The following is a 3,825-nucleotide window of genomic DNA, read 5'->3' on the forward strand; positions in this document are numbered from 1 at the left end:
GGCCAGCAGGGCCCGCGTGCGGCGCAGGGCCGCGGCATGCGCGGGCTGCTCGCGCTCTTCCCATGCCAGGTTGGAGGCGACGAATGCGCCTTCGCCGTTGGGGTCCGGAATGGCCGCCTGGCTTTCCTCGCCGGCGAAGGCCGCAAACCCTGCGAATTCGGCGCGCCGCCCCTGCGTGACCGCCCGGCCCAGTTCGGTCTCGCCGTAGTCGCAGAAATAGAGAAAGGGCGTGTGCGCCGCGAACTCCTCGCCCATGAACAGCATCGGCACGTGGGGCGACAGCAGCAGGCAGGCGCGGGCCGCCTGCACCATGACGGGGTCGGCCAGCACGTCGATGCGCTCGCCCAGCGCCCGGTTGCCGATCTGGTCGTGCGTCTGCAGGTGCGAGACGAAAGCCGGGAGCGGCAGGTTGTCGCAAGGCTCGCCGCGCGGCTGGCCGCTGCGGCAGGCCGAAGGCTCGCCCGCATAGACGAAGCCGCGCCGCAGCGCCAGCGCAAAGCGCTCCAGCGGCTGCTGGGCAAAGTCGCGGTAGTAGCCCTCGGTCTCGCCGGTGAGCTGCACATGCGCGGCATGGTGCAGGTCGTCGTTCCACTGCGCGGTGGCGGCGAGCGGCCTGCCCTGTGCATCGCGCGCCAGGCGCCTCGATTCGTTGTTCTCGTTCTCCAGCACCACGTGCACCTGCCGCGCCTGGCCCGGCCCCTGGCGCAGCGCCGTGCAGATCTCGTCGACGATGCAGGGCACGGAGCCGTCGCGGATGGCATGCACCGCATCCAGCCGCAGGCCGTCGAAGCCGAACTCCTCCACCCAGTACAGCGCGTTGTGGATGAAGAAGTCGCGCACGGTGCGCGAATGCGGGCCGTCGAAATTGATGGCGGGGCCCCACGCCGTGGCCCGCGACGCATCGAAGAAGGCCGGGCAGTACGCATGCAGGTAGTTGCCGTCCGGCCCGAAGTGGTTGTAGACCACGTCCAGCAGCACCATGAGCCCCAGGCCGTGGGCGGTGTCCACCAGCTGCTTGAGTTCGTCGGGCGTGCCGTAGCTCGCATCGGGCGCGAAGGGCAGCACGCCGTCGTAGCCCCAGCCGCGCCGGCCCGGGAACTCGGCCAGCGGCATCAGCTCGATGGCGGTGATGCCCAGCGCCGCCAGCTCGGCCAGCCGGGCGCGGGCGGCGTTGAAGCTGCCCTCGGTGGTGAAGGTGCCCACATGCAGCTCGTACACCACTGCCTCGTGCCAGGGGCGGCCGGCCCATTCGCCGTGCTGCCAGTCGTAGGCATAGGGGTCGACCACGCGGCTGGCGCCGTGCACGTCGTGCGGGTTGGCGCGCGACGCCAGGTCGGGCACCACCAAGCCGTCGGCCGGGCCGCCGAGCAGGCGGAAGCGGTAGTCGTCGGCGGCCTGCGCATCGGGCAGCACGGCCTCGAACCAGCCCTCGCCCACCGATTCCATGGCGGCGCCGCGCCAGGCGGTGGCGGCCACCGGCAGGTGTTCGAGCACGAGCATGCTCGCGGCCGGCGCCCACAGCCGGAAGCGCACACCGCCCCCGTCCTGCAGCTGCGCGCCGAAGGGCATGCGGTGGCCGCGCTTCATGCCCCGTTCTCCCGTTCGTTGCGCAGCAGCGCGAGCGACCGGCCCTGCAGCGGATAGCGCGCCTCGCCCACCACGGCCTCGCCGCCCAGGTCCTGCGCGGTGTCGATCAACAGGCGCCACGGGGTGCGCCGCGCCGGCAGCATGAAGGGCAGCAGCTCGTGATGCGCATTGAGCAAGAGCAGGAAGTCGTCGTCGCGCTGCGTCTCGCCGCGCTCGCCCAGGTCGATGAGGCCGGTGCCCGAGAACAGCATGCCCAGGCAGCGCACGTGCTCGTCTTCCCAGTCGGTGGGCGCCATCTCCGCCGCGTCGGGGCGCAGCCAGACCACGTCCTTGGAATCGCTCTCGTCCGCCCGCTTGCCCCGGAAGAAGCTGCGCCGCCGGAACGAGGGGTGCTGCTTGCGCAGGGCCACGATGCGCGCCACGAAGTCGTGCAGCGCCTGAGCGTGCTCGCTGGGCGTCCAGTCGATCCAGGAGGTCTCGTTGTCCTGGCCGTAGACGTTGTTGTTGCCGCCCTGCGAGTTGCCGCGCTCGTCGCCGGCCAGCAGCATCGGCACGCCCTGCGAGAGCAGCAGCGTGGCCAGCAGGTTGCGCTTCTGCCGCTCGCGCAGCGCGATCACCTGCGCGTCGCTGGTGGGGCCTTCCACGCCGCAGTTCCACGACAGGTTGTTGCTGCTGCCGTCGCGGTTGTCCTCGCCGTTGGCCTCGTTGTGCTTGTCGTTGTAGGAGACCAGGTCGGCCAGCGTGAAGCCGTCGTGCGCGGTGACGAAGTTGATGCTGGCGTGCGGCCGCTTGCCCGACCAGCCGTAGATGTCCTGCGAGCCCGCCAGCCGGCGGGCCAGCTCGCCCACCGCGCCGCCATCGCCCTTCCACCAGCTGCGCACGGCGTCGCGGTAGCGGTCGTTCCACTCGGCCCAGCCGGCCGGGAAGTTGCCCACCTGGTAGCCGCCGTGGCCCAGGTCCCAGGGCTCGGCGATGAGCTTCACGCCGCTGAGCACCGGGTCCTGCCGGATGGCCGCGAAGAAGGTGCCCAGGTTCTCCACCTTGCCGGCTTCGCGCGCCAGGGCCGAGGCCAGGTCGAAGCGGAAGCCGTCCACATGCATCTCCTGCACCCAGTAGCGCAGCGAGTCCATCACCAGCTGCAGCGCGCGCGGCGCTTCGAGGTTGACGGTGTTGCCGCAGCCGGTGAAGTCGTCGTAGTAGCGGCGCTCGCCGCCATTGAGGATGTAGTAGCTGGCGTTGTCCACCCCGCGCATCGACAGCGTGGGGCCCAGGTGGTTGCCCTCGCAGGTGTGGTTGTAGACCACGTCCAGGATCACCTCGATGCCTGCCGAATGCAGGCTCTTGACCATGGTCTTGAATTCCTTGACTTTCCCCGAGCAGCTGTAGCGCGGCTCGGGCGCGAAGAAGGCCAGCGTGTTGTAGCCCCAGTAGTTCTGCAGGCCCTTCTCCGCGAGGTGCCGGTCGTTGAGGAAGGCATGCACCGGCAGCAGCTCCACCGTGGTCACGCCCAGGCGCTGCAGGTAGTCGATGACCGGCAATGAGCCCAGCGCGGCATAGGTGCCGCGCAATTCCTCCGAGATGGCCGGGAACTGCCTGGTGAAGCCGCGCACATGCAGCTCGTAGATCACCATGTCCTGCCAGGGCACGTGGGGCCGGATGTCGTCGCCCCAGGTAAAGGCCGGCTCCAGCACGCGGCCCTTGGGCATGAAGGCGGCGCTGTCGCGCCGGTCGAAGGACAGGTCTTCGCGCTTGCTGCCCAGGGTGTAGCCGTACAGCGCGTCGCTCCAGCGCAGCTCGCCCGCCAGGTCCTTGGCGTAGGGGTCGAGCAGCAGCTTGTTGGGGTTGAAGCGGTGCCCCTCTTCGGGCTTGTAGCGCCCGTGCATGCGGTAGCCGTAGGCCATGCCGGGCCGCGCCTGCGGCAGGTAGCAGTGCCACACGTCGTCGGTGCGCTCGCGCAGCACGATGCGCTGGCGCTCGTACCGGCCCTTGTCGTCGAACACGCACAGCTCCACTTTCTCCGCATGCTTGGAGAAGACGGCGAAGTTCACGCCCTGGCCGTCCCAGGTGGCACCCAGCGGGTATGAGCGACCGGGCCAGACGGTGTCCAGCGCAATGGGGGCGTGGCGCGTCACGGATGGGCCCGTTCCTGCGGATCGGCGGCGGTGCGGCTCGGCCAGGCGCCGACGGGCGTGGGCCGCCAGGCGCCTTGCGATCCGGCCGGCGCTCCGGTTGCTCCGG

2 protein-coding genes are annotated in these 3,825 nt (G+C 70.4%); both read right to left on the reverse strand.

The genetic code is table 11. The annotated features are described in order from the left end of the window. Positions 1-1,587 (reverse strand): malto-oligosyltrehalose trehalohydrolase (treZ, locus tag VSO01S_RS26070; protein WP_068645662.1); only part of this gene is annotated, 1,587 nt, incomplete at its 3' end. Then, positions 1,584-3,719 carry a glycogen debranching protein GlgX gene (gene glgX, locus VSO01S_RS26075; RefSeq protein WP_068645663.1) on the reverse strand — a complete coding sequence of 712 codons (2,136 nt, stop codon included), beginning with the start codon at positions 3,717-3,719 and terminating at the stop codon, positions 1,584-1,586. The genes glgX and treZ, both read right to left, overlap by 4 nt. Between the last annotated feature and the right edge of the window lie 106 nt (positions 3,720-3,825).

This window comes from Variovorax soli NBRC 106424 (assembly GCF_001591385.1).
Lineage (GTDB): Bacteria > Pseudomonadota > Gammaproteobacteria > Burkholderiales > Burkholderiaceae_C > Variovorax > Variovorax soli.